Origin of the sequence: Rhodoferax sp. BAB1 (assembly GCF_013334205.1) — a bacterium.
Classification (GTDB): Bacteria; Pseudomonadota; Gammaproteobacteria; order Burkholderiales; family Burkholderiaceae_C; genus Hylemonella.
On the sequence record NZ_CP054424.1, the window covers coordinates 3,086,170 to 3,109,769 of the forward strand.

General features: G+C 66.9%; 21 protein-coding genes. 7 read left to right on the forward strand and 14 right to left on the reverse strand.

Going from position 1 to position 23,600, the window contains the following annotated elements; all coding sequences use genetic code 11:
- Positions 1-45 precede the first annotated feature (45 nt).
- Positions 46-1,095: a tRNA preQ1(34) S-adenosylmethionine ribosyltransferase-isomerase QueA gene (gene queA, locus HTY51_RS14875; protein ID WP_174253448.1), complete on the forward strand. Its 1,050-nt coding sequence runs from the start codon at positions 46-48 to the stop codon at positions 1,093-1,095.
- A gap of 151 nt (positions 1,096-1,246) precedes the next feature.
- Entirely contained in the window at positions 1,247-1,741 is a 495-nt protein-coding gene (locus tag HTY51_RS14880) for a hypothetical protein (RefSeq protein ID WP_174253449.1), read from the forward strand.
- 1,205 nt (positions 1,742-2,946) lie between these two features.
- Here the strand turns inward: HTY51_RS14880 and fghA are convergent.
- The 3 genes from fghA to HTY51_RS14895 form a co-directional block, all read right to left on the reverse strand.
- Positions 2,947-3,774: an S-formylglutathione hydrolase gene (gene fghA / locus HTY51_RS14885; RefSeq protein WP_174253450.1), complete on the reverse strand. Its 828-nt coding sequence runs from the start codon at positions 3,772-3,774 to the stop codon at positions 2,947-2,949.
- 21 nt (positions 3,775-3,795) lie between these two features.
- Positions 3,796-4,905: an S-(hydroxymethyl)glutathione dehydrogenase/class III alcohol dehydrogenase gene (locus HTY51_RS14890; protein ID WP_174253451.1), complete on the reverse strand. Its 1,110-nt coding sequence runs from the start codon at positions 4,903-4,905 to the stop codon at positions 3,796-3,798.
- A gap of 197 nt (positions 4,906-5,102) precedes the next feature.
- Positions 5,103-6,071, reverse strand: coding sequence for a tripartite tricarboxylate transporter substrate binding protein (locus HTY51_RS14895; protein ID WP_174253452.1), 969 nt, complete (start codon positions 6,069-6,071; stop codon positions 5,103-5,105).
- 100 nt (positions 6,072-6,171) lie between these two features.
- Here HTY51_RS14895 and HTY51_RS14900 point away from each other — a divergent pair, with 100 nt between their 5' ends.
- The 4 genes from HTY51_RS14900 (at position 6,172) to HTY51_RS14915 (ending at position 9,214) form a co-directional block, all read left to right on the forward strand.
- Positions 6,172-6,891, forward strand: a complete 720-nt coding sequence (locus tag HTY51_RS14900; protein WP_174253453.1) for a class II aldolase/adducin family protein — start codon at positions 6,172-6,174, stop codon at positions 6,889-6,891.
- A gap of 306 nt (positions 6,892-7,197) precedes the next feature.
- Entirely contained in the window at positions 7,198-8,379 is a 1,182-nt protein-coding gene (gene tgt / locus HTY51_RS14905; protein WP_174253454.1) for a tRNA guanosine(34) transglycosylase Tgt, read from the forward strand.
- Positions 8,380-8,426: 47 nt separating this feature from the next.
- Positions 8,427-9,026: a sigma-70 family RNA polymerase sigma factor gene (locus HTY51_RS14910; RefSeq protein ID WP_174253455.1), complete on the forward strand. Its 600-nt coding sequence runs from the start codon at positions 8,427-8,429 to the stop codon at positions 9,024-9,026.
- Positions 9,020-9,214, forward strand: a complete 195-nt coding sequence (locus HTY51_RS14915; RefSeq protein WP_174253456.1) for a zf-HC2 domain-containing protein — start codon at positions 9,020-9,022, stop codon at positions 9,212-9,214. Before HTY51_RS14910 ends, HTY51_RS14915 begins: the two co-directional genes overlap by 7 nt.
- Positions 9,215-9,225: 11 nt before the next feature.
- Here the strand turns inward: HTY51_RS14915 and HTY51_RS14920 are convergent, their stop codons facing one another.
- Both HTY51_RS14920 and ybaL read right to left on the reverse strand, forming a co-directional pair.
- Positions 9,226-11,091 (reverse strand): hypothetical protein, encoded by a 1,866-nt coding sequence (locus HTY51_RS14920; protein WP_174253457.1) that lies wholly within the window; start codon positions 11,089-11,091, stop codon positions 9,226-9,228.
- A gap of 54 nt (positions 11,092-11,145) precedes the next feature.
- Positions 11,146-12,867, reverse strand: a complete 1,722-nt coding sequence (gene ybaL / locus HTY51_RS14925) for a YbaL family putative K(+) efflux transporter (RefSeq protein WP_174253458.1) — start codon at positions 12,865-12,867, stop codon at positions 11,146-11,148.
- Positions 12,868-13,142: 275 nt separating this feature from the next.
- On the opposite strand from ybaL, the gene HTY51_RS14930 reads away from it, so the two are divergent.
- Complete coding sequence (locus tag HTY51_RS14930) at positions 13,143-15,560, forward strand: ATP-binding protein (protein WP_174253459.1); 2,418 nt, start codon at positions 13,143-13,145, stop codon at positions 15,558-15,560.
- 7 nt (positions 15,561-15,567) lie between these two features.
- On the opposite strand, the gene HTY51_RS14935 is transcribed toward HTY51_RS14930, so the two are convergent.
- From HTY51_RS14935 to phnC, 9 genes are all read right to left on the reverse strand, one after another.
- Positions 15,568-16,608, reverse strand: coding sequence for an HD-GYP domain-containing protein (locus tag HTY51_RS14935; protein ID WP_174253460.1), 1,041 nt, complete (start codon positions 16,606-16,608; stop codon positions 15,568-15,570).
- Positions 16,609-16,657: 49 nt separating this feature from the next.
- Positions 16,658-18,367, reverse strand: coding sequence for a DUF4153 domain-containing protein (locus HTY51_RS14940; RefSeq protein WP_174253461.1), 1,710 nt, complete (start codon positions 18,365-18,367; stop codon positions 16,658-16,660).
- A gap of 57 nt (positions 18,368-18,424) precedes the next feature.
- A complete protein-coding gene (locus HTY51_RS14945) occupies positions 18,425-19,228 on the reverse strand; it encodes a DUF2145 domain-containing protein (RefSeq protein WP_174253462.1) in 804 nt (267 codons plus the stop codon).
- Between the two features lie 11 nt (positions 19,229-19,239).
- Entirely contained in the window at positions 19,240-19,695 is a 456-nt protein-coding gene (locus HTY51_RS14950) for a hypothetical protein (RefSeq protein ID WP_174253463.1), read from the reverse strand.
- A 26-nt stretch (positions 19,696-19,721) separates the two neighbouring features.
- Positions 19,722-20,183 carry a YiaA/YiaB family inner membrane protein gene (locus HTY51_RS14955; RefSeq protein WP_174253464.1) on the reverse strand — a complete coding sequence of 154 codons (462 nt, stop codon included), beginning with the start codon at positions 20,181-20,183 and terminating at the stop codon, positions 19,722-19,724.
- A 166-nt stretch (positions 20,184-20,349) separates the two neighbouring features.
- Positions 20,350-20,910, reverse strand: a complete 561-nt coding sequence (locus tag HTY51_RS14960) for a phosphonate degradation HD-domain oxygenase (RefSeq protein WP_174253465.1) — start codon at positions 20,908-20,910, stop codon at positions 20,350-20,352.
- 7 nt (positions 20,911-20,917) lie between these two features.
- Positions 20,918-21,709: a phosphonate ABC transporter, permease protein PhnE gene (gene phnE / locus HTY51_RS14965; RefSeq protein WP_174253466.1), complete on the reverse strand. Its 792-nt coding sequence runs from the start codon at positions 21,707-21,709 to the stop codon at positions 20,918-20,920.
- Positions 21,706-22,662, reverse strand: a complete 957-nt coding sequence (gene phnD, locus HTY51_RS14970; RefSeq protein ID WP_174253467.1) for a phosphonate ABC transporter substrate-binding protein — start codon at positions 22,660-22,662, stop codon at positions 21,706-21,708. The genes phnE and phnD overlap by 4 nt, the downstream gene beginning before the upstream one ends.
- A gap of 31 nt (positions 22,663-22,693) precedes the next feature.
- A complete protein-coding gene (gene phnC, locus HTY51_RS14975) occupies positions 22,694-23,548 on the reverse strand; it encodes a phosphonate ABC transporter ATP-binding protein (protein ID WP_174253468.1) in 855 nt (284 codons plus the stop codon).
- Positions 23,549-23,600 lie beyond the last annotated feature (52 nt).

The following is a 23,600-nucleotide window of genomic DNA, read 5'->3' on the forward strand; positions in this document are numbered from 1 at the left end:
TTCTTCACTTTTCACTTGGAACGGGTCCGTCCGGCCCTCAAGCACATGCCCACGTCCCCCGGCGCCCCGCGCACCCACACCCTCAGCGACTTCGACTTCGCGCTCCCGCCCGAGCTCATCGCCCAGCACCCCGCGGCTGAGCGCAGCGCCTCGCGCCTGCTCGACGGCCGCGCCGCCACCCCGGTGGACCGCATCTTCCGAGAACTGCCCGGCCTGTTGTTGCCCGGCGACCTGCTGGTGTTCAACGACACCAAGGTGGTCAAGGCCCGGCTGTTCGGCGAGAAGCCTACCGGCGGCAAGCTGGAACTGCTGATCGAACGCGTGCTGACGGGCCACGAGGTGGTGGCCCACATGAAGGTCAGCAAAAGGCCGGCCGTGGGCATGGTGCTGCAGATGACGGGCGGCTACACGGCCACGCTATTGGGCCGCTGGCCGGATGAAGAGGGGCAACTGTTCCGCCTGCGCTTCAGTGACGAACCGCATGCGCTGATGGAACAGCACGGCCACGTGCCGCTCCCTCCCTACATCGAACACGGCGACAGCGCCGAGGACGTGGCGCGTTACCAGACCGTCTTCGCCGCCAAACCCGGCGCCGCCGCCGCGCCCACCGCGGCCCTGCACTTCGACGAAGGTCTGCTGGCCGCGCTGGAGGCACGCGGCGTGAAACGTGCCAGCGTCACCCTGCACGTGGGCGCCGGCACCTTCTCACCCGTGAAGACCGAGAACCTGGCCGAGCACCGCATGCACCGCGAGTGGTACGAAGTACCCGCCGCCACGCAGCAGGCCATCGCGGAAACGAAAGCCCGGGGCGGCCGCATCGTCGCCGTGGGCACCACCACCATCCGCACCCTCGAATCCTGGGCCCAGACCGGGCAGGCCAGCGGGGACACCGAGATCTTCATCACCCCGGGCTTTGACTTCAAGGTGGCCAACCTGCTGGTCACCAACTTCCACCTGCCTAAATCCACCCTCATGATGCTGGTGAGCGCCTTTGCGGGCTACGAGCACATCATGGGGCTGTACCGGCATGCGATCAGCCAGCGCTACCGCTTCTTCAGTTATGGGGATGCGATGCTGCTGGAGCGGTCGCCGTAGTCAGCGCTTGCACGGATGAGCGCTGGCCGCCAGTCAAGGCCCGTGGGCTGACGGACGCCGGCGCAAAAATTTGTATCCCGGCGCTTACAACAGGGCAAGCTGTCACAAGCGTCCGTAAAATGCGAGGGACCGTTTGCATGGATAACCCCACGTGTTGAACACCGACTTCCGCCCCTCCCAGCTCCCCGAGTTCACCCCGCCGCAGCCGCCGCACACCAAGCTCAAAAGGGTTGCGGCCGAGTACGCGCTGGTCGCGCTCGCCGCGGGCATCGGAGGGGTGTATGTGCTGGTGACAAGTTACCTGACCCGCCTGGCGCTGGCACCTGCCATCGCCATCGGGGTGCTGCTGGCCATGCACCTGGGCACGGTGCTCGTCGCACGACTGCGGCTAGGCGAATGGCTGGGGCTGACCGGGCTTCTGATCACCGTGCTGGCGGCCCTGGTCGCACCGGCTACCGCCGGCCTGGCCGACCCCAGTGAGCGCATGGCTCCGGCGGGCGGCTACGTGCCCCTGCCCACCACGCCCACGGACCACTGGCTCGTGCGCAGCGCCCAGGCCATGACCGACACCGCCGGCCCCATCGTGGTGATCATCGGTGCCCTCATCAGCAGCTGGTTCGCCGTGCACAACGCCAGGCCGAGGTAGGTTGCGGTGATGCCTGCATGCGATCAGGCAGCGCTACCGCCTCTTCAGCTATGGGGATGAGTAGTGCTGGAGCGAACTCGACAACCCATCTCCCCTTGAACCTTTGCTTTTGGTCAGCATCTATCGGCCAGTCATACATGCGGCATCAACGCTTGTATGAAAGTGGTGTTTTTTCCGCGAGGCATGGCGCGCCAAGACTAACTGAGTCTTGTAAAACTCGCTAGGCTGAACAACGGCTCTGAGGCATCATTTATCTCATGACTTTGCTGAGACAACGACTGTCAGCCCTTGTCCAAGAGATTCGACATGTCGCTAGCCCGCGTTTGGGCAACGTCTTGCTGACGTTGTCGACCTATAAAGCACGGAGAAGACTTGCCGGCGCTTCCCCGATAGAAATTCTGGTGGACAGCTCAGTGCTCGCACTTGCAGTCACGCACGAAACACTTTGGGTTTCGACCGGCCGTCATCCTTGGGGGCCGCATATGCCGGATACCGGCCACATGGCGCGAGTTCCTGTCAGACGCAAACCCAATCGCCACGCTTCACCCGAAGCGAAGAGAGACTACGAGGAGGTCTGTTATCTCGTAGGACTTGTCCACTTAGCTCGTATCGGACTCGTCCGTTTCAAGACTTCCGGGGAGCTTCGCGTTGAGCAGTGGAAACACCCAGTCGGTCGCTTCAAGGGGTATGGCTATTTCGACCTCAGCCTTTTCAGTGGGATTGACATTAAGTCAGTAGATCGAATGGCTGAAATGCACTTTCAGCCAAGTTGGAAACAGGGACCCAGTTGGGCGGATCAGCAGCAAGAACGGCTGCAAAACTCCACAGACGTTCTCTATAAAGGTATCGTCAAGCATCTCGGCTCCACGAATAGCCAAGACGCTTGGCACATTCGAACCGCGGAGACATACGGCTTGTTCTGCTTATTGACTGTTGACCGTTCGCTATGCACCAATTTCAGGCAGCGAAGCCAGCAAGAACCGATTCGCTCGTTGCGCACGACCGTCCTAACGCCCAGGGAGTTGGGGCGCCGGCTGGGCCTACGACCGCTTGACCCAAAATATTTGAGCTATGAAGGTGCAAGTTTTCCAGTCCGACCAGATCTAAGCATGCCCGGAGACAAAAGACGACGCCACAAAAGGCGCGGGCCATAGGCACTGCATTCTTATCCGATGACGTGAAGCCGCCCCAAAACACCCGCCGACCTAGAGTCCCCGCGCATGATGCGCAAAATGATCCGCCATGAAACTCGCGATGAAGTAATAGCTGTGGTCGTAACCCGCATGCCGCCGCAGCGTCAGCGGGTGACCTGCAGCATTGCAAGCCTCTTCCAGCAACTCAGGTCGCAGCTGCTTGCGCAAAAACTCATCGGTCTCACCCTGGTCCACGAGGATGGGCAGGCGCTCCTGGGCGGTGGCGACCAGTTCCACCGCGTCCCATTCCTTCCAAGCTGAAACATCCGCACCCAGGTAGGCCGTGAAAGCCTTCTGGCCCCAGGGCACCTGGCTGGGGGCGACCACGGGGGCGAAGGCCGAGACGCTGCGGTAACGGCCCGGGTTGCGCAGTGCAGTGACGAGCGCGCCGTGGCCGCCCATGCTGTGGCCGAAGATGCCGCGCGCATCCGTGGCGGGGAAGTTCTGCTCGATCAGTGTGGGCAGCTCCTGCGCCACGTAGTCCGCCATGCGGTAGTGCTGGGCCCAGGGGGCCTGGGTGGCGTTGAGGTAGAAGCCTGCACCTTCGCCCAGGTCGTACGTGTCTTCATTGGGCACGCCGGGGCCGCGGGGGCTGGTGTCGGGGGCGACGAGGATGAAACCGTGGCGCGCGGCATGTTCCTGCGCGCCGGCCTTGGTGATGAAGGTCTGCTCGTTGCAGGTCAGGCCGGCCAGGTAATACAGCACGGGGCAGCGCTGGCCCTCCACGGCGGCGGGCGGCAGGTAGACGCCGAACTTCATCTCGCAGCCCAGGGTGGTGGACTGGTGTTTCCAGACTTCCTGCCGGCCGCCGAAGCTGGCGTGGCGCTCTACGCGGTTCATGTCTTCTCTCCTCGGGTCGCTTCAGTAATGGATGACGGTGCGGATGGATTGGCCTGAGTGCATCAGCTCGAAGGCCTCGTTGATGTCTTTCAGTTCACGCGTGTGCGTAACAAAGGGCGCGAGCTGGATGTCGCCCTTCATGGCGTCTTCCACCATGCCCGGCAGCTGGCTGCGGCCCTTGACGCCGCCGAAGGCCGTGCCCAGCCAGCGCCGGCCGGTGACGAGCTGGAAGGGGCGCGTGGAAATCTCCTGCCCCGCCCCGGCCACACCGATGATGACACTCTGGCCCCAGCCGCGGTGCGCGCACTCCAGCGCGGCGCGCATGACGTTGACGTTGCCGATGCATTCGAAGCTGTGGTCCACGCCCCAGGTGGTCATCTCCACGATGACCTGCTGGATGGGTTTGTCATGGTCCTTGGGGTTCACGCAGTCGGTGGCGCCGAAGGTGCGGGCCAGGTCGAACTTGCCGGGGTTGGTGTCCACGGCGATGATGCGGCCCGCCTTCGCCTGCTTGGCACCCTGGATGACCGCCAGGCCAATGCCGCCCAGGCCGAACACGGCCACCGTGTCGCCGGGCTGCACCTTGGCGGTGTTTTTCACGGCGCCCAGGCCGGTGGTGACGCCGCAGCCCAGCAGGCAGACCTGTTCGTGGTTCGCCGCGGGGTTGATTTTGGCCAGCGAGACTTCGGCCACCACGGTGTATTCGCTGAAGGTGGAGCAGCCCATGTAGTGGTAGACGGGCTGGCCGTTGTAGGAGAAGCGCGTGGTGCCGTCGGGCATCACGCCTTTGCCCTGGGTGGCGCGCACGGCCACGCAGAGGTTGGTCTTGCCGCTCTTGCAGAACAGACACTCGCCGCACTCGGCGGTGTAGAGCGGGATGACGTGGTCGCCCGGCTTCACGCTGGTGACACCCTCGCCCACTTCCACCACCACACCCGCGCCCTCGTGACCCAGCACGGCAGGGAACAGGCCCTCGGGGTCATCACCGCTGAGCGTGAAGGCATCGGTGTGGCAGACGCCGGTGTGCGTGATCCTGACCAGCACCTCGCCCTTTTTCGGCGGCGCCACGTCGATCTCGACGATCTGCAAGGGCTGGCCGGCTGCAAAGGCGACGGCGGCGCGTGATTTCATGGGGAGGCTCCTTCAGGGATGGGGGACAGGCTGGCAAACGCGCAAGGGCGAATGCAAGGGCTGGATTCTCGGCCAGATGGCGGGCTCGCACCCGGGCGGCCAACGATAACCCTGCAGCGCCGACCCAACCCTTGACACACAAAAGCCCGGCGTACCGGGCTTTGCATGAGGGGGTAGCGGCCAGGGGCCGCCAAGCCTTATTCCGCCTTGATGCCGGCGGTGGTGGCCACGCGCGTCCAGCGCACCAGCTCGGAACGCATGAAGTCGGTGGCCTCGTCCGGGCTGGCGTAGACGATGTCGAAACCCATGCCTTCGAGCCTGGCCTTCATCTCGGGCTGCTTGAGCACCTGGGTGTAGGCGGCGTGCAGGCTCTTGACCACGGCCGGCGGCGTGGCCGAGGGGGCGTAGAGCGCGAACCAGTTGGAGACCTCGGCGCCGGGGTAGCCGGATTCGATCAGCGTGGGCGTCTGGGGCAGATCGCGGTGGCGCTGCTTGGCAGCCACGGCCAGCACGCGGATGCGACCCTGCTTGATGAAAGGCAGGGCGTTCTGCAGGGGGCTGAACATGTAGTCCAGCTGGCCGCCCACCAGGTCGTTCATGGCCTGGGACTGGCCCTTGTAGGGGATGTGGTTGGACGTGGTGCCGGCGATCTGGTTGAAGTATTCCGCCGTGAGGTGCTGGGAGCTGCCCGTGCCCGCCGAGCCGTAGTTGAGCGCGCCGCCCTTGCTGCGCGCGAGCTCGACGAACTCTTTCACGTTCGCCGCCTTGACGGAGGGGTGGACCACCAGGGCCACGTCGGTCTGCCCGACCAGGGCCACGGTCTGGAAATCCTTGAGCAGGTCGTAGGGCAGCTTGCGGTAGACCGCCACATTGGTGGCGATGGTGCTGGGCGAGAACAGCAGGGTGTAGCCGTCGGCCTTGGCCTTGGCCACGAACTCCACGCCGATGTTGCCGCCGGCACCCGTCTTGTTCTCCACCACCACGGGCTGGCCCAGCAGTTCGCCCACCTTCTGGCCGACCGCACGGGCCATGACGTCAGTGCCGCCGCCGGCCGACACGGGCACGATGAGCTGGATGGGGCGTTGCGGGAAGTTCTGGGCGCTGGCATGGGACAGCAGCGCGGCACCCAGGACGAGGCCGGCAGAAATGCGATGCAGAAGGTTCATGATGTCTCCTCGTGTTGTTGCAATTGATCTTATGACGATAATCATACTTATCATTAACCAACGCAAGTCAGGAAAACACTGACGCGCCAGGAGACCCGACATGAGCCCCACCGCCAATCCCGCCCTGATCGACGACCTCGTCATCGCCAACCACATCCTGGTCAACGAGGGCGTGCTCGACGGCTTCGGCCACATCAGCGTGCGCCATGACCAGCAGCCCGACCGTTTCCTGATCGCCCGCAGCATGGCGCCGGGCCTGGTGACGGCCGACGACATCGTGGCCTGCGACCTGGACGGCAGCGTGCACGACGAACGCGGCCGCAAGACCTATGTGGAGCGTTTCATCCACAGCGAGATCTACCGCGTCCGCCCCGACGTGATGGCCGTCATCCACAGCCACTCGCCCGCGGTCATCCCCTTTGGCGTGACGGGCGCGCGCCTGCGGCCGATCTGCCACATGAGCGGTTTCCTGGGCGCGCAGGTGCCGGTGTTCGAGATCCGGCACACGGCCGGCGAGGCCAGTGACCTGCTGATCCGCAACCAGGCCCTGGGCAAAGCCCTGGCGGCCGACCTGGGCCAGCAGGCTGTGGCGCTGCTGCGCGGGCATGGCAATGTGGTGGTGGGTTTCTCCATTCAGCAGGTGGTGTTCCGCGCCATCTACACCGAGAGCAACGCCCGCCTGCAGAGCGAGGCCATGCGCCTGGGCGAGATCAACTACCTGACGCCGGGCGAAGCCCAGGCCACCTCGGACATGAACGACGAGCACCTGGGCCGGCCCTGGGAAGTCTGGAAGAAACGGGCGCTGCAAAACCGCGTCTGAGCGCCGGGTGAGGGGCAGAGCCTAAAATCAGGGTCTGTTCACACCAATTTCTCATGTGCGAACGGGTGCAAACGGTGCCAATCTAGGCGCACGACGAAGCCCAGACTGGCCGTCTGGGGGAGGAGTGCAACAACGAGTGGCGCCGTTTGCACTCCGTTCCCTACGGGTTGCGGCCAAAAAAGCCATGCGGGGTGTTGCGCGGACTTGCCGGGGGCCTACCCCGGCGGCGTCCACGCGCCTACCGCATGACTTTTTTGATCCGCAACGCATCTTGAGAAATTGGTGTGAACAGACCCTACCCTCACCATGCTCAAATTCGAACTCCTCAAGACCGACGGCCACGCGCGCCGCGGCCGCCTCACCCTCAACCACGGTGTGGTCGAGACCCCGGTTTTCATGCCCGTGGGCACCTACGGCACGGTCAAGGGCGTGATGCCCAAGAGCCTGGAAGACATGGGCGCGCAGATCATCCTGGGCAACACCTTCCACCTGTGGATGCGCCCGGGCCTGGACGTGATGAAAACCTTCGGCGGCCTGCACCGCTTCGAGAACTGGGGCAAACCCATCCTCACCGATTCGGGCGGTTTCCAGGTCTGGTCGCTGGGCGAGATGCGCAAGATCTCCGAAGAGGGCGTGCGCTTCTCCTCGCCGGTCAACGGCGACAAGCTTTTCCTCACGCCCGAGGTCTCGATGCAGATCCAGACCGTGCTCAACAGCGACATCGTCATGCAGTTCGACGAGTGCACGCCCTATGTCTCGCTGGAGCCCAAGACCAAGGGCCAGCTGACCACCGAGCGCGAGGCGCGCGTCTCCATGGAGCTCAGCCTGCGCTGGGCCCGACGCTGCAAGACCGAGTTCGAGCGGCTGGAGAACCCCAACGCCCTGTTCGGCATCGTGCAGGGCGGCATGTACGAGAGCCTGCGCGACGAATCGCTGGCCGCGCTGGAGGAGCTGGACTTCCCCGGCATCGCCGTGGGCGGTGTCAGCGTGGGCGAGCCCAAGGACGACATGCAGCGCCTGATGCGCCACGTCGGCCCGCGGCTGCCGGCGCACAAGCCGCATTACCTGATGGGCGTGGGCACGCCGGAAGACCTGGTCTACGGGGTGCAGCACGGCATCGACATGTTCGACTGCGTCATGCCCACGCGCAATGCGCGCAACGGTCACCTGTTCACGCGTTTTGGCGACCTCAAGATCCGCAACGCGCGCCACAAGAGCGACGAGCGCCCCCTGGACGAGACCTGCAGCTGCTACGCCTGCGCCGGCAACTCCGGTGTGCCCTACCTGCAGGGCGGGCGCGAAGGTTTCAGCCGCGCCTACCTGCACCACCTGGACCGTTGCGGCGAAATGCTGGGCCCCATGCTGGCCACGGTGCACAACCTGCATTACTACCTGAACCTGATGCGCGAGGTACGCGCCGCGCTGGACGCCGGCAGCTTTGGCGCCTTCGTGGCCCAGTTCCATGCGGAGCGGGCCCGCGGCGTATGAGCCTGTAAGAAAACCGGACTCAGGCGCGACCAAGGTTAGGAATGGACATGGCCCTCACCCTACCCCTCACCATAGCCCCTGCCGACCTGGCCGCCATCCGCACCGACATGCTGCGCTTCGCGCGTCTGCAGTTGCGCGACGCGGCCGCCGCCGAAGACGCAGTGCAGGAAGCCCTGCTGGCCGCGCTGGCCAATGCCCAGCAGTTCGCCGGCCGGGCCCAGGCCAAGACATGGGTCTTCGGCATCCTGCGCAACAAGATCGTGGACGTCATCCGCCAGCAGAGCCGCAGCACCAATGTCTCGTCCTTCTCCGACGGTGAGCAGAGCCTGGACGAGACTTTCGAAACCCTGTTCCGCGAGAACGCGCACTGGACCCCGGCCTCGCGCCCGCGCGACTGGGGCAGCCCCGAAGCGGCCCTGCGCCAGCAGCATTTCTGGGGCGTGTTCGAGGCCTGCCTGACCCACCTGCCCGAGAACACGGCGCGCGTTTTCATGATGCGCGAATTTCTCGATTTCGAAACGCCCGAGGTCTGCCAGGAACTGGGCATCACGGTGAGCAACTGCAACGTCATCCTGCACCGGGCACGCAATGCGCTGCGCCTGTGCCTGCAACGCGGCTGGTTCACCGAAGGAGAAAAGACATGCTGAACTGCAAACAGGCCAGCCACCTCATGTCCGAGGCGCAGGACCGCCCGCTCGCGCTGGGCGAGCGCCTGCCGCTACGCCTGCATCTGTTCATGTGTGTAGGCTGCCGCAACTACGGCAAGCAGCTGGACTTCCTGCGGGCTGTCACCCGGGAAATGAAGGCCGGCAGCGAGCCGGCCCCCAAGGACTGAGGCGACTCAACTCAACGCCACTGATCCCTAAGCACCCACGCAAAGGCTGCCAGCAGGGCCACGGCCACGATGCCGAAGTACAGGGCCCAGGGTTTCTTCTTCTCGGCGTAGGGATCGGTGAGCGCGCGCTCGGCATTGGGCGGCAGGTGCGCCACCTGGGTCAGCGAGGTGCCGAAGGGAATGTTGATCTTGGCGCGCGCATTGATGGCCCAGCCATTGGCGTCCAGGATGGGGCCCAGGTTGCGGCTGCGCAGCTTGAACCAGGCCAGGATGACGGCCGGGCCGGAGATGGCCAGCATCAGGCCGGCCAGCGCAATGGGCACCTGCCACCACTTGAGCGCCAGCAGGCCGACCAGCACCGAGGCCAGGGCCGTGCCGATGGCGCCCACGGCCAGGCCGATGGCGGCAAAGATGCCGGCGAACTTGCCCACGTCGAAAGGCGGCGGGGGCGTTGCCGGCGCCGCGGGGGCAGCGGCCACCTTCTTGCTGCCATCCACCACAGCGGTAGTGAGCTTCTCGTCCGAGGCCTTGGCCTTGCTGGCGGCGATCTTCTGCAGCTGCTCGCCGACAAAACGGGCCAGCCGTTTGTAGGGCGACCAGAAGGCCTGGCGCAGGCTGATCGGGTGGTCGACGATCTTGGCGATGGTGGCGTCCCAGTCGCGGCCCTGGCGGTCATAGAACACGCCGTTGCGCCCGACCATGAGCTGGTCCGAGTCGCCGGCCGTGAAGGCCGCGGCCACGCTGAGCTTCTCGGCGCCGCGCACGCAATCGCAATAGACCAGGCACATGCGCGAGAGCGTGGCCAGGGTCGCATGGCGGCCCGCGTCGTTGACGGCCACGCAGAGTTCGGCCGAGCGGCCGTCCAGGTAGAGCGTGCCGACCTGGAAGGTGGCTTTGCCTTGGCGGGTGTAGAAATCGCGGAAGGCCACGAAGTTGTTGGCCAGGGCCAGCAGGTCGCGCACGTAATGCGCCAGCTTCTCCAGCTGGCGCACGCCATCGACCTCGGCCGCGGCATCGGGTTTGGCGGCCAGCCAGGCGGCATAGGGTGCGAGCTTGTCTTTCAGCGCCTTCCAGTCGGCCTCGGTCAACAGCGCGCGCTCGCCCAGCAGCGGCTGGATGGCGGCCTGGTGCAGGGTGGCCAAACGCGCCGCCCAGGCCGGGTTGAGCCCGGTGCCCAGCGGCAGTGCCGCACCGGCCTGCACGTGCGCCAGCGGCAGCGCGGCAATGCTCTCGGCATCGGTCTTCAAGGTCGCGCCACCGAGTGCGGCCAGCGTCGCATCGGCGGCATTGAGGGCCGCGCCGGCGCGTCCGTCATAGGCGGCCAGGCGGCAGCGCACGAACCAGTCTTCCACCTTCTCGGCCACGGCGGCCAGGGCCTCGTGCGCCGCAGCAGTGGCGTCGCCCAGCGGGCGGGCGGCGGCACCGGCAGCCTCCCAGGCGGCCTGTGCGCGCTGCGCGTGGCGGGCCTGTGCAGCGTTGGCTGCTTCCACCGTCACCAGACCGTCGCCGCTGCCGATGTCGGCCAGCAGCTCGCGCGCGGCGGCGGCGATGGCGGCACCCTCGGCGTCATCGTCGCGGATGGCAGAAAAAGGCACGCCCGGCAGCTTCTGCGCCAGCACCTCGCTGTCCTTCAGGCGCGCACCGGCCCAGGCCACGGCGGCGATCAGCTCGGGTGCGCGGACCTGGCCGTCGGCATCGCTGTCCACGAAGGCCAGGGTGCGGGCATCGAACTCGATGCCCTTGACCGGGCAGGACAGGGCCACCCAGAGCTTCTGGTCGAGCTGGCCGATGTTGAGCAGTTCGGCCGCGGTGTCCAGGCGGACCTGGTCAAAACCGCCGGCACGGAAGAAACGCCAATGGGGCTGGGTCGAGGTCATGTGCAGGTCCTCCGGAATGATTGGATTCATCTTACCCGCAGCCCGGGCCCGGCCTCAGCTGCGCAGGTTCACCGTGCCGTGGTGCGGGCGCATGCGGTCCAGCACCTGGGTGCTCATGCTGCGCGACAGTTCTTCCTTGCCCAGGAAAACCATGCCCAGGCCTTCCTGGCGCAGGAGCACGGCCTCGTCCTCGCTCAGGGTGCGCAGCAGCACCTCGACCTTGGGGTTGAGCGCCCACGCGGTCTCCACCATGCGACGCGCGCGCATGGAGTCGGGCGGCGTGATGACCAGCATGGCGGCGCGCGCAATGTGCGCCTGGATCAGCACCTCGGGCTCGGCCGCGTCGCCGCACACGGCGGGGATGTTCTGGCGCCGCAAGTCCTCCACCAGTTCGCGGTTCTGCTCGGCCACGACAAAGGGGATCTGCTGCGCGGCCAGCTCGACCGCCATGCGCCGGCCCACGCTGCCGTAACCCACCAGCACCACCTGCCCGGTCAGCTGTTTCGGATCGGTGGACATGGGCAGCTCGGCCAGCGGGTCGTCGCGCTGCTCGAAACGGCGCACCAGCTCGGAACGCTGGCGCAGCCACTGCTGCAGCGGCCCGATGGCGGCAAAGAGGGCCGAGTTGGCCGCGATCGAGATCAGCGCGCCGGCCAGCACCAGGCTCTGGCCTTCGGCCGGCATCAGCTGCAGGGCCACACCCATGCCGGCCAGGATGAAGGAGAACTCGCCGATCTGCGCCAGGCTGGCGCCGATGGTCAGCGCGGTGTTGAGCGGGTAACGGAACAGCAGCACCAGGCCGATGGCCGCCAGCGTCTTGCCCACCATGATGATGGCCACCACCGCCAGCACCTTGAGCGGCTGCTGCCAGAGCACGGCCGGGTCGAACAGCATGCCCACCGAGACGAAAAACAGCACGGCGAAGGCGTCGCGCAGCGGCAGCGATTCGTCGGCCGCGCGGTGGCTGTACTCGGACTCGCGCATCATCATGCCGGCGAAGAAGGCGCCCAGCGCGAAGGACACGTCGAACAGCAGGGCCGCGCCGAAGGCCACGCCGATGGCCGCAGACACCACGCACAGCGTGAACAGCTCGCGCGAGCCGGTGCGCGCCACCCACCACAGCAACTTGGGGAACACGCGCCGCCCCACCACCAGCATCACGGCGATGAAGGCCGCCACCTTGGCCAGCGTCAGGCCCATGGTGGTCCAGAGTTCGCCAGTGTCGGCCGCCTGCCCGGCGCCTGCCTCGCTCATGACACCGGCCAGCGCCGGCACCAGCACGAGCACCAGCACCATGACCAGGTCTTCCACCACCAGCCAGCCCACCGCAATGCGCCCGTTGATGCTGTCGAGCAGGCCCTTGGCCTCCAGCGCGCGCAAGAGCACCACCGTGCTGGCCACCGACAGGCACAGGCCAAAGATCAGCGCCCCGCCCCAGTGCCAGCCCCAGGCCAAACTCGCCCCCATGCCCAGGACCACCGCCACGCCGATCTGCACGATGGCTCCCGGCACGGCGATGCGCCGCACCGCCAGCAGCTCGCGCAGGGAGAAATGCAGACCGACACCGAACATCAGCAGCATCACGCCGATCTCGGCCAGCTGCCCGGCCAGGCCGATATCACCCACGAAACCCGGCGTGGCCGGGCTGATCACCACACCGGCCAGCAGGTAACCCACCAGCGGCGGCATCCTGAGCTGGCTGGCCAGCAGGCCCAGGATCATCGCCAGGCCGAAACCGGTGGCGATGGTGGCGATGAGGCTGACGTCGTGGGGCATGGGCGGAGAGGAGTTGAGCCTTGAAGATAACCCATGCGGCCGCGGCTGTGCGCATCAGGCGGCTGCAATTCCCTACAGCTTGCCTTGAATGGAACACCCTCGGAAACTGCACGGCCACGTCCGGGCAACGCAGCACCGCCGGGCCATGCAGTAAGCTTGCTGAGCCCGTCGGTCCGAGAAACCCAGCCCATGCCCTCGTCGCCCTCCACCCGCCAGCACGCTGCGGCCCCGCGCAGACGGCCGGCCCTCGCATGACGCCCCGAGGCTGAGCCCGCATGGCCCTGTCCTTCCACCGCCTGCTGCCCAACTCGCTGGTCGCGCGCGTCTTTTCCCTGTACACGGCCATCATGCTGCTGCTGGGCAGCACCAGCCTGTGGCTGTTCTTCAACCACCAGTTCCGGCAGGACATCGAAACCTCGCGCCAGGCTGTGGCCCTGCTGGCCGAAGCCACCGCCCCGCGGCTGATCGACCTCGCGATCCAGGGCGACGCCCCGGCCTTGCAGCGCGCGCTGCAGCGCGCCGTGCAGCAGGCGCCGGTGGCTTCTGTCGTCTACATCGACCCCCAGGGTCTGGTCCTGCGCAGCGAGAACCCGGCACGGCCGCCGGCTGGCGCCCCGGGCTGGCTGCGCGACGAGGTCGGGGCCCTGCTGTCGGATCTGAGCCGTCCGCTGAACGAGGGTGGGCGCAGCCACGGCAGTCTGCGCCTGAGCCACGATGTGGACGCCGTGGCGCAGCAGTTGTGGGAGCAGCTGCAGGTAGCGATCGGCCTGGCGCTGGCCAGCCTGCTGGGCGGTCTGGCATTGATCTGGCTGGGCCTGCGCCGCTGGCTGGCCTCGCTGCGCCGCCTGGACACCACGGCCGCGAACGGCTCGGCGCAGTTCGAGGCGCTGGCCAGCCAGCTGGTACAGGCGGTGCCGGTGGAATTCCGCCCCACCTTCGAGACCCTGCAGCATGTCTCGGGCAGCCTGCGCCTGGAACTCAAGCAGCGTGAACAGGCACTGGCCACCCTGCGCCGCGCGCTGGCCAATCTCATGCCCGATGCACCGGCGGCACCAGTCATGCAGAACATGGACATCGCCGCGCTCTCGCGCCTGGTGCTCAAGGTGGTGCAGGAGCGCGAGGCCGACCGCCTGGCGCTGCAGGAGGCCAAGCAGGCGGCCGAGGGCGCCAACCGCGCCAAGGGCGAGTTCCTCGCCGTCATGAGCCACGAGATCCGCACGCCCATGAACGGCATCATCGGCATGACCGGCCTGGCGCTGGAAACCCCGCTCACCCCCGAGCAGCGCGAGTACCTGAACATGGTGCGCAAGTCGGCCGACGCGCTGCTGGCCATCATCAACGACATCCTGGATTTCTCCAAGATCGAGGCCGGCCAGCTCACCCTGGACCCGCGCCCTTTCCGCCTGCACCCGCTGGTGCGCGGCACGCTCAACAGCCTGGACAGCCAGGCCCGCCAGAAAGGGCTCAAGCTGGTCTACGAACCCGGCGAGGACGTGCCGGCCTACCTCGTGGGCGACCCGGGCCGCCTGCGCCAGGTACTGGTCAACCTGGTGGGCAACGCCATCAAGTTCAGCCCGCAGGGCGCCGTCACCGTGCGCGTGCTGCGCCAGCAGTTCCGCGCCGGCCAGGTGGTGCTGCGCTTCGAGGTGCAGGACCAGGGCATCGGCATCGAGCCCGCCAAGCAGCAGGCGATCTTCGACCCCTTCACCCAGGCCGACGCCTCCATCACGCGCCACTTCGGCGGCACCGGCCTGGGCCTGGCCATCTGCAAGAAGCTGGTGCACGCCATGGGCGGGGAGATCGGTGTGCGCAGCGCGGCAGGCCGGGGCAGCACCTTCCATTTCCATGCCGTCTTCGGCATCGACGAGGAGGAACACAACAGCGACATCATGCCGCTGACGGCGCCCGGCCCGCTGGCCGGCGCGGAAGAGGCCGGGCTCAACATCCTGCTGGCCGAGGACAACGAGGTCAACCAGAAGCTCGCGCTTAAGCTGCTCGAACGCGAAGGCCACCGCGTGGACCTCGCGCACAACGGTGAGCAGGCCGTTTTCATGGCCACCCACGCCGACCCGCCCTACGACCTCATCCTGATGGACATGCAGATGCCCGTGCTCGACGGCCTGCAGGCCACGCGCCGCATCCGTGAGGAGGAACAGCGCAGCGGCTACCACGTGCGCATCGTCGCCCTCACGGCCAATGTGCTGCCCGAAGACCGCGAACGCTGCCTGGCCAGCGGCATGAACGGCTACCTCGCCAAACCCATCAAGCCGCGTGAGTTGCACGCCGTGCTGGCCGGTGAAACCGTGGCCCCGGCCGCGCCGGCCCCCAGCGCCGCAGACCCGGCCCCCGCCAGCACGTCGGCCTTCGACTACCGGCAGGCGCTGGCCCAGGCCGACCCCGTGGTGGTGCGCATCATTGCCGACGCCTACCGCCAGAACTGGCCGGTGCAGCTGCGCAGCCTGCAGGAGGCGCTGGCGCGCAGCGACGCCCGGCAGCTGCAGCACACCGCCCACGCCCTGCGCGGCCTGCTGGGCAATTTCGGCGCGGCACCGGCCGAGGCCCTGGCACGCCAGCTGGAACTGCTGGGCGCCAAGGGCACGGCCGCCGAGGCCGCGCCCCTGCTGCCCCCGCTGGAAAACCACCTGCAGCAGCTCGACCAGGCCCTGGTCGAATTCATGGCCAAGCCAGCCTGAAGTCCTCTCAGTGCTCGGCGGCGAAGCGCTGGCGCACCGATTGCACGTCGTCCAGCTGGCCCAGGAAGGCATCGACGCAGGCCGGGTCGAAATGCAGGCCGCGCTGATCGCGCAGCAGCTGCACGGCGCGCTCCATCTCCCAGGCCGGCTTGTAAGGCCGGGCCGAGGTCAGCGCGTCGAACACATCGGCCACGGCCACGATGCGGCCCACCACCGGAATGGCGTCCGCCTTCAGGCCCAGCGGGTAGCCGCTGCCGTCGTATTTCTCGTGGTGGCTCAGCGCGATGTCCGACGCCATCTGCAAGAGCGGCGAGCTGCTGCCCGAGAGGATGCTGTGCCCGATCACCGGGTGCTGCTTCATGATGGCGAACTCCGCCTCGTCCAGCTTGCCGGGCTTGAGCAGGATGTGGTCCGGGATGCCGACCTTGCCGACGTCGTGCATGGGCGCGGCCTCCAGGATCAGCTGCTGCTGTTCCAGCGGCAGGCCCATACGCACGGCGATCATCCAGGAGTAGTGCGCCATGCGCTGGATGTGGTCGCCCGTCTCCGGGTCGCGGAATTCGGCCGCGCGCGACAGGCGCAGGATGGTCTCGCGTTCGCGCCGCACGATCTCGTCGGTCGCCTTGAGCACTTCCTCGGCCAGCCAGCTGGCGCGGTCTTCCAGGCGTTTCTGGTTCGCGCGCAGCGCCAGCATGTTGCGCATGCGCGCCTTGAACTCGATGCGGTCCAGCGGCTTGGTCAGGAAGTCGTTGGCGCCGCCCTCCAGCGCCCGGTAGCGCACGTCCATCTCGTCGTTGGCCGTCACCATCAGCAGGGGAATGTCGGCCCGCCCCGGGGTGGCCCGAAAGCGCTGGATGAATTCGACACCATCGAGCTGCGGCATCATGTAGTCCACGATCACCAGGTCGGGTGCCAACGCCTGGCAATGGGCCAGCGCCTGCAGCGGGTCGGTGTAGGCGCGCACCTCGTGCGCCTCGCCCAGCTGGGTGATGAAATGCCGCAGCAGGAGCAGGTTCGCTTCCACGTCGTCGATGATCACAATCTGCATGAGGGGCCTGCTCCGCCTGGCTATTCCGGTCAGCTATCTTAGACCCGCCTCAGTTGTTGAGCTGGATGCGCAGGCGCTGGCCCTGCACCTGCAGGTCCTGCCACAAGGGCGCGACCCTCTGCGCGCCCTCCAACTGCGCCGGGTCGAACTTGCCCGTGGCACCGGGGGCCCTGAAGTTACCCGCCTGGCGCCAGCCGTCCCCCGCGGGCATGAACACCGTGCCGTTCCAGCCGTTGACGAAGAGCAGCAGCTCGTCCTGCCCATCGCCGTTGAGATCGCCCAGCCAGACCGGGCAGTTGTCCTTCGACTTGTAGCAGCGCTGCAGCTCCCAGGGCTGGTGCTGGCCCTGCGCATACCGCAGGAAACTCTGCGGCAGGCTGCGTCCCGGCGGGTAGACCCTGAACTTCTCCTGCAGCTGCTGCTCGCTCATCAGCACCTGGGGCCGCTGGTCGTAGCGGCTGGTCTGCGCCTGCAGACGCGCCGCCTGCTGGGCCCAGGCCTGGCCGGCCGGCACGCCCTGCCCGGCCGCCATGGCCTGCAGCGCCTCGCGGCCGAAACGCCCCGAGTCCCAGCGCAGGTAGACCCAGTCGGGCTCCTGCTGGCCCTGCTTCTGCTGCACATGGGCCAGGTGCGCGGCCACGGCCACGCGCCGCACATGCGTGGGCGGCGCCAGGTAGACCAGCAGGCTCACACACAGCAGCAGTGCAGCAGCGATGTTGGTGGGTGCCATGGCGCGCATCCAGCGCTCGGGCCTGAACCACGAGAGCGCGTAGCCCACCGCATAGACGCTGGCCTGCGTGGCCACCAGCGCGGCCCACAGGCGGTCTTCGGACCAGCCATGCTGCGCCACGCGCAGGCCCAGCGCCCACCAGGCCACACCCGCCACCACCACCAGCGCCAGCCAGGCGAGCTGCGTGGCGCGGCTCAGCCAAGCGGGATAGGGCCAGGGCTGCTCACCGTCCTGGTAGGCGCAGTTGGCAAACGCCACCGCCAGGGCCGTGAAGGCCAGCATCATGAGCGCGGCGCTGCGCGTCCTGAACAGCGGATCGAGCCCCGTGTAAGGCAGGGCCAGCACCCACAGCACGGCGAAGAACAGCACCAGCGGCAGCAGCCAGGCGGAGATCGACAGGGTGAAGCGGCGGATGGTCTCGGTCATGCTCGCGCGCGCCAGCCCCAGCGCAAAAGCGCCCGCCGCCACCAGGCCCGTGACCGGGAAGATGAAAACCGGCTTGCGGATCATCTCCATCACCCACGTCACGCCGATCAGCGACATCAGCCCCGCGCCGGCAAACAGCACCAGCCAGACGATGCCCACCATGGCCCAGGCCGTGGCCAGCAGGATGCCGTTGCGCCAGGCGTAGTGGAACAGGCGCTCGTAGCGCCAGCGCCGCGCCTCGAAGTCGAAACCGCAGAGCAGGCCCAGGCTGACGAAACCCAGCACCAGCGCGGCCAGCCCGTCGGTGAAACGCACGCCCGTGGCCACTCCCGTCACGCCGGCGGCCCAGGCCGCGCCGGCTCCCAGGGCTGCGTAGAGCAGCGCATACAGCGCCACCGCCGCGCGCCGCGCCGTGCGCGGCAGGTGCTCCACGTTCTGCGTGAAGTAGATCACCAGCGGCACGGCCAGCGCGGCGTAGAGCAGGCCGGTGAGCAGCATGGGCTCGGTGGCCGGCCAGGCCTTGTCCTCGAAGGACCGCCACAACCACCAGAGCACCCAGCCCTGCACCGTGCCCGTGAGGGCGAACATCAGCGGAAATTGCATGGTCTCACTCCCTGGTCTGTCTTGTGATGTGCGTGCATTCTGCAGCATGGCCGCGCCTCAGTAACGCAGCACCACGGGCGCCCCGCCCAGTTGGGCGCGCTGCAGCCAGCTGAAGACCGAGTCCACCGTCACGGTCTCGATGCGGTCGCTGTAGCGTTTCTCGCTGGGGTGGTCGTCGAAGGCCACGTTGGCCGCGCCCACCCGGGCCCCCAGGCGGGTGAGCGGCCGGATGGTCAGCACGCTGGGCTGGTAGCCCTTGAACTGCAGCCAGGCCTGCGCGCGTTCGCGCGAATAGACCGTGGGCTCCATGGCTGCGGCCAGCGTCTCGATGGCCCACTGGTTGCTCTGCTGGTACTTCTGGCTCCAGGGGTAGCTCACGATGTTGTAGGGCCGGTGGTGCAGCGCAATGGCGCGTTGCTCGTGTTGCAGCAGGGCGTGGAGTTTCGCCTGCACTTCCGGCACGGGCACGACCCAGGCCGCTTCCAGGCGCCAGAGGTCGTCCAGGAAAAACTCGCCCAGGCCCTGGCGGTAGATCGCCGCCTCCTGCGTGCCGCAGTGGTTGAGCTTGTGCAGCACACGCCAGACGTGGCCGCCCTGCCCGTCCGGCTGCTTGTAGGCAAAACCCAGGTGCGACCAGCGCAGGCCGTATTTGCTCAAATCCTGACCGGCCCGCGCCAGCAGCACCACCTGCGCGCCGCTGGCATCGAGTGCCTGCAGCGTGCGCTCGGCCAGGGTCAGGCCACGCTCCACGGTGATGGCCCGCAGGGGGCGGTTTTCGCAGCTGCGGCCAGCGTGGGCGGGTGTGGCGGCCAGCGCAGCACCGAGCAACACGGCCGCCAGCACGCCGCGCAGGCATTTCATCCCTGCCCCGCTCATAAGGCCACCCGCTCGTTGTGCAGCAGGGCCCGGCCCAGCGCATTGGGAATGAAGGCGATGGCCTCACCCGCTACCGACAGCACCACACCGGCGCCGATCACGCTCACGGCCAGCACCGTGCCCACGCCGACCACGGAGGCGCCCAAGCCCTTGCCCACGATCTCGATGCTGGCCACCGCGCCGTCCGAGGCGCGCTCCAGCACATAGAGGGTGCCGCGCGCGGTGGACTCCACCGTCTTCACCACCAGCACCGCGCCGGTGACCGACAGCGCCACCGGCACCATCACCACCGCAGCGGCCGCTGCGCTGCCCACCACCACGACCGAGGCGACGGGCAGGGCCGAGAGCGTGCTGAGCGCCGAAGCTTCGGTGTGAGCACGGGCCGGCAGGCTGGCCACGCTGCACAGTGCGACAGCGATGGTCAAAGCCAGAGATACAAAACGTTGTTTCATGATGACTCCTGGTGTCGTGGTGTCATTCATTCGCCGCGCATGGCGCTACGGCGGCCATCCAGGCGGGCTTCGGCCAGGTCGGCTTCGTGCTTGTCGCGCAGGGTCTTGGCCAGCGTGAAGGTGGTGGTGATCAGGTAGAGCCAGCTCACGCCCAGGAAGGCCTTGTAGGTCTCGCTGATCTCCATGCGCAGCAGGCCCCAGCCCGTGAGCGCCATGGCCAGGAAGAAGCCGATCCAGACCACGAACTTGAACATGGGCGAATCGGCCGCCTTGCCTTCGGCTTCGGCCTTCTCGTTGTCACGCACGAACTTGGCCAGCACGAAGGCGGCCGAGAGGCAGAAGAAATAACCCATGACCATGAAGGCGCGGTCCAGGTCCTTGCCCGGCAGCCAGGCCAGGCCCACGCCGCAGAGGAAAACGGCCAGCAGGAAGGAAACCCAGACCTGGAGGGACCAGGCTTTGGAATCGCGGTGGATGAGCACTTGCATGTATGACCCCTTCGGGTGGTTGAACATGCAGTCAGTGTGCGAGGCAGCCCCTCGAATGGGGGCTGTTTCCAGTACAAGTCTTTTAATATTGCCTTCGAAGTATCTTTATCTGATACCTGAAGGCGGCATCCGGGCTGACCAACCGGGTGGAGCCACCCGGCACCGGTCAGTGCCTGACGCTGGAGACGGCGGCCAGGATGCCCAGATAGTGATCCAGCGGCGGTGTGGCCTTCTGCGGCACCTTGGCCAGGTCGTCGTAACGGCGCAGGCGCACGGCCTCGGCCGCATAGGGCTGCGCCATGAAGACCTGCGCCTCGGGTTCGGAATAGGTACCGCCCTGCAGTTCGAGGCTGTGCTTGGAGGCCAGCGACAGCGCTTCCCAGTAACCCGACTCGGTCGCGCACAGGTAGCGCTTGGCGTCGACGTGCAGGCGGATCGGCTCCAGCACGGCGTCGGGCAGCAGATCGCGCAGGAAAGGCAGGGCGATGTACTGGTGCAGATCGTCCTTGTCCTGCCCGTGGTCGGCCAGGCCCTCGCGCTGCGCCGCCAGCAGGTGGCCGAGGTCGTGCAGCAAAGCCGCCACGATGGTCTCGGGCGTTTCCCCGGCCTGCTCGGCCAGCTGGGCGCACTGCAGGGCGTGTTCGAGCTGGTTGACGGCCTCGCGGCCGTATTGCGACTGGCCGCGGGTGGTGAGCAGGTGCTGGAGGTCGGAGTGGTCGAGGGCCATGGTGATATCAGACGAGGAGTTTGCGGATACGCGCCGACACCAGGTCGATCGCACTGACGGTGACGATGATGATCAGCATCACGGCGCAGGTTTCGGCGTACTGGAAGCCGCGGATGATCTCCCACAGCACCACACCGATGCCACCGGCGCCGACCATGCCGACCACGGAGGCCGAGCGCACGTTCGATTCGAAGCGGTAGAGCGTGTACGAGATCCACAGGGGCATGACCTGCGGGATGACGCCGTAGACGATTTCGTGCAGGGCGCTGGCACCGGTGGAGCGGATGCCCTCGACCGGTTGCGGGTCGATGGCCTCCACCGCCTCCGAGAACAGCTTGGCCAGCACACCCGTGGTATGGATCCACAGTGCCAGCACACCGGCAAAAGGCCCCAGGCCGACGGCCACCACGAACAGCATGGCGAACACCATCTCGTTGATGGCGCGGCAGCCGTCCATGAGCCGGCGCATGGGCTGGTAGACCCACCACGGCACGATGTTGGCCGAGGCCAGCAGCGCCATGGGCACCGCCGTCACCACGGCCAGCGCCGTACCCCAGAGGGCGATCTGCAGGGTGACGACCATCTCCTGCACGTACAGCTGCCATTGCGAGAAGTTCGGCGGAAAGAACTCGGCCGCGTAGGTGGCCATGTTGCCGGAGTCGCGCAGCAGGTCAAGCGGGCGCATGTCGGCGCCGCTCCAGGAAGCCGCCAGCACGGCCAGCAGCACGACCCAGGACAGATGCCAGCTCAGGCTGCGCTTGAGTTGCGGCGGCACCGGCAAGGACGTGCTGAGGTTCATTTCAGGGCAGCCAGCTTCTTGTCGATGTCGGCCAGACGGCTCTTCTTGTCGGCATCGCCGAGGTTGGCATCCACTTCGACCTTGTTACGCTGGCCGAACAGATCCAGCTGGCGGATCGGGATCAGCTGGGCGTTGCTCGATTCCTTGAAACCCGACAGCTTGGAGATCTTCATGATGATCTGCTTTTCGCGCGCGTCGGTCTTGCCGTAGTTGTAGAAGAAGTTCTTCAGCTTGGCCTTGGTCGCCTCGGGCAGGTCCTTGCGCATGACCAGGGGGTCCAGCGGGATCAGCGGCGACGTCCAGACGATCTTGATGTCCTTGAACTTCTCGGGATAGCGGTTCTGGATCTTCTCCATGTTCTCGCTGTTGTTGGTCGCCACATCGACCTGCTTGTTGGCCACGGCCAGGGCATTGGTCTCGTGGTTGGCGTTGCGCGTGATCCGGAAGTGGGTCTTGGGGTCGATCTTGTTCTGCGCGAAGACGTAGAAGCCCGGCACCAGGAAACCCGAGGTGGAGTTGGGATCGCCGTTGCTGAAGCTCAGGGATTTGCCGCCCTTGAGCACGTCGTCCAGGCTGTTGATCGGGCTGTCGCGGTGCACGATCAGGTGCGAGTAGTAGCCTTGCGTACCGTCGGCATTGACCATCTGCGCGAACACTTCGCCGCTGGCGCGGTCCACCGCCTCCATGGCCGACTTGTTGCCGAACCAGCCCAGGTGCACCTTGTTGAAGCGCATGCCTTCGATGATGCCGGCATAGTCGGGCGCGTAAAAGGCCGTGACCTTCAGGCCGGTCTGGCGGCTCATGTCGTCGATCAGCGGCTGCCAGTCGGCCTTGAGGTTCTGCGTCGATTCGGTCGAGATGATGCCGAAGTTGATGTCTTGCGCCAGCACACCCGTGCCGGCCAGGCCCAGGGCGAGGGCGGCCGCAGTGCGGGCAAAAATCTTTTTGATCATGGTTGTGACTCCAGGGTGGGGTTGGGGAAATTCATGCGGCCTGCGCCAGGGGGGGTACCCAGGGCATGGCCGGCGCCGCGGGGGCTGCGTCTTGGGTGGGCGGTGTGCCAGTGAGGATTTCGTCGGCCTGCACGCCGTACAGATCGCGCAGCAGGGCCGGCGTCAGGGCCGAGGAGGGGCCGTCGAACACCACCTGGCCCTGGTGCAGCGCCACCACGCGGGGGCAGTACTTGCGCGCCATGTCGACCTGGTGCAACGAGACGATCACGGTGCAGCGGTCCTCGCGGTTGATGCGCGCCAGGATCTCCATGACCTTGCGCGACGATTCGGGATCGAGCGAGGCAATCGGCTCGTCGGCCAGCACCACCCGGGCACCCTGCACCAGGGTGCGTGCGATGGCGGCACGCTGCTGCTGGCCACCGGAGAGCGTGGAGGCGCGCTGCGCGTGGCAGTCGGCGATGCCGACACGCGCCAGCGCCTCGATCGCCTGGCTGCGCTCCTGCTGGCTGAACAGGCGCAGCCAGCTGCGCCAGCAGGGGATGCGATGCAGCAGGCCGACCAGCACGTTCACCAGCACCGGCAGGCGGTCCACCAGGTTGAACTGCTGGAACACGAAGCCCACCTGGGCGCGGACCTTGCGGATGTCGCGGTGGATGCGCCCGCCCTGCTGCACGCAATGCCCGTCGATCTCGATCAGGGATTCGCTGCCGCCATCGGCGGCCACCAGGCCGGCCACATGGCGCAGCAGGGTGGACTTGCCGGAGCCGGACGCGCCGATCAGTGCCACCATCTCGCCGCGCTGCACGCTCAGGTTGATGTCGCGCAGGGCATGCCGGCCATTGGCAAAGTGCTTGTTGAGTTGTCGGATGTGGAGTGCCGCAGTCATATTGGCTCCTGGTTAAGTCGTCTAGACAGCGCAGTGTGGAAGCGGTGTGTGA

Excerpts from the sequence above, each read along its gene's own strand:
- phnD (WP_174253467.1), bottom strand. The coding sequence starts at position 22,662 with ATGATCAAAAAGATTTTTGCCCGCACTGCGGCCGCCCTCGCCCTGGGC.
- HTY51_RS14890 (WP_174253451.1), bottom strand. The coding sequence starts at position 4,905 with ATGAAATCACGCGCCGCCGTCGCCTTTGCAGCCGGCCAGCCCTTGCAG.
- HTY51_RS14900 (WP_174253453.1), top strand. The coding sequence starts at position 6,172 with ATGAGCCCCACCGCCAATCCCGCCCTGATCGACGACCTCGTCATCGCC.
- HTY51_RS14915 (WP_174253456.1), top strand. The coding sequence starts at position 9,020 with ATGCTGAACTGCAAACAGGCCAGCCACCTCATGTCCGAGGCGCAGGAC.
- HTY51_RS14955 (WP_174253464.1), bottom strand. The coding sequence starts at position 20,183 with ATGCAAGTGCTCATCCACCGCGATTCCAAAGCCTGGTCCCTCCAGGTC.
- HTY51_RS14930 (WP_174253459.1), top strand. The coding sequence starts at position 13,143 with ATGGCCCTGTCCTTCCACCGCCTGCTGCCCAACTCGCTGGTCGCGCGC.
- phnE (WP_174253466.1), bottom strand. The coding sequence starts at position 21,709 with ATGAACCTCAGCACGTCCTTGCCGGTGCCGCCGCAACTCAAGCGCAGC.
- HTY51_RS14940 (WP_174253461.1), bottom strand. The coding sequence starts at position 18,367 with ATGCAATTTCCGCTGATGTTCGCCCTCACGGGCACGGTGCAGGGCTGG.
- HTY51_RS14960 (WP_174253465.1), bottom strand. The coding sequence starts at position 20,910 with ATGGCCCTCGACCACTCCGACCTCCAGCACCTGCTCACCACCCGCGGC.
- queA (WP_174253448.1), top strand. The coding sequence starts at position 46 with ATGCCCACGTCCCCCGGCGCCCCGCGCACCCACACCCTCAGCGACTTC.
- HTY51_RS14910 (WP_174253455.1), top strand. The coding sequence starts at position 8,427 with ATGGCCCTCACCCTACCCCTCACCATAGCCCCTGCCGACCTGGCCGCC.
- phnC (WP_174253468.1), bottom strand. The coding sequence starts at position 23,548 with ATGACTGCGGCACTCCACATCCGACAACTCAACAAGCACTTTGCCAAT.
- HTY51_RS14920 (WP_174253457.1), bottom strand. The coding sequence starts at position 11,091 with ATGACCTCGACCCAGCCCCATTGGCGTTTCTTCCGTGCCGGCGGTTTT.
- HTY51_RS14945 (WP_174253462.1), bottom strand. The coding sequence starts at position 19,228 with ATGAAATGCCTGCGCGGCGTGCTGGCGGCCGTGTTGCTCGGTGCTGCG.
- HTY51_RS14950 (WP_174253463.1), bottom strand. The coding sequence starts at position 19,695 with ATGAAACAACGTTTTGTATCTCTGGCTTTGACCATCGCTGTCGCACTG.
- fghA (WP_174253450.1), bottom strand. The coding sequence starts at position 3,774 with ATGAACCGCGTAGAGCGCCACGCCAGCTTCGGCGGCCGGCAGGAAGTC.
- HTY51_RS14935 (WP_174253460.1), bottom strand. The coding sequence starts at position 16,608 with ATGCAGATTGTGATCATCGACGACGTGGAAGCGAACCTGCTCCTGCTG.
- HTY51_RS14895 (WP_174253452.1), bottom strand. The coding sequence starts at position 6,071 with ATGAACCTTCTGCATCGCATTTCTGCCGGCCTCGTCCTGGGTGCCGCG.
- ybaL (WP_174253458.1), bottom strand. The coding sequence starts at position 12,867 with ATGCCCCACGACGTCAGCCTCATCGCCACCATCGCCACCGGTTTCGGC.
- tgt (WP_174253454.1), top strand. The coding sequence starts at position 7,198 with ATGCTCAAATTCGAACTCCTCAAGACCGACGGCCACGCGCGCCGCGGC.